General features: G+C 36.2%; 1 protein-coding gene. It reads right to left on the reverse strand.

Annotated features, from left to right (window positions below; genetic code table 11):
* Positions 1-131: 131 nt before the first annotated feature.
* Positions 132-351 (reverse strand): transposase (locus tag GMB86_RS15370; RefSeq protein ID WP_196220260.1); only part of this gene is annotated, 220 nt, incomplete at its 5' end.

Below are 351 nucleotides of genomic sequence, written 5' to 3' on the forward strand. Positions count from 1 at the left end.
TTTGGCAGTGTCAATAATTTTGTGTAAATAAGTTATCAACCTTTTCTGATAAATTGTCACTTATATTCTAATTGTTCTTGTTCGATGGATTGTTTTTGATTTATTTGGCAGGGCTAGCCCTGCCAAATAAATCAAATATCGCAACGGCGTGTGGCCTGTGATTCTAGCTCTTCAAACATTTTTTCAATTTCTGCACGAGCTTTATTAAAGCCAATATGGCAGCGTGTCGCAAAGCGTTGGTTATAGTCTTCAAACTGGGAAACTAAGAAACGTTCTAACGACTCATCATTTGGAAATTGTTCCTTGCGCTTCGTATATTTTTTGATCTTCTTGTTGAATGACTCGATTAAG

This window comes from Terrilactibacillus tamarindi, assembly GCF_009718825.1.
GTDB lineage: Bacteria > Bacillota > Bacilli > Bacillales > Sporolactobacillaceae > Terrilactibacillus > Terrilactibacillus tamarindi.